1 pseudogene is annotated in these 422 nt (G+C 40.5%); it reads left to right on the top strand.

The window, feature by feature from the left end:
- Nucleotides 1–220 (top strand): annotated as a pseudogene (locus tag AAC147_RS12715) (hypothetical protein); the annotation flags it as partial.
- Nucleotides 221–422 lie beyond the last annotated feature (202 nt).

Here is a 422-nt window from a genome sequence, read left to right as displayed (position 1 = left end):
TCAAGTTAGATTGGTATATATTGATGAAAACGGATGCCAAAAATGGTTTTTACCTCCCTCTCCAGAAACTGGTGATGGTGTTATCGAAAATTTAGTTATGCTGCGTAAATACTACGTAGAAAATAATCTGACCAATGGTCAGCCTGTATGGTATGGATGCCTAGTCACTGTTGACCTTGAAAAAATGAAAATCAACATAGACTTCAAGTACGAAGAATAGCAATAAAACGATCCCAGCCATAGTGCTGGGATCTCCCGTCTTTACTACTAGTTCTCAATAATATGAATTATCAATCAGTTACGCTTATAGTATGAAGTTTCAAAGAAGTCAGTCTTCAACCCTCTTACCTCATCCATCCTTCTTGCCACCAAAACCGCCGCCTCCAGTTCACTGCACTGATGCTCGCGCATTAATGCCCGCC

This window comes from Xenorhabdus sp. NBAII XenSa04, from assembly GCF_963866145.1.
GTDB classification, from domain to species: Bacteria; Pseudomonadota; Gammaproteobacteria; order Enterobacterales; family Enterobacteriaceae; genus Xenorhabdus; species Xenorhabdus indica.
Note: the sequence above shows the minus strand (reverse complement) of the source record. Positions and strands in the feature narration are given on the sequence as shown.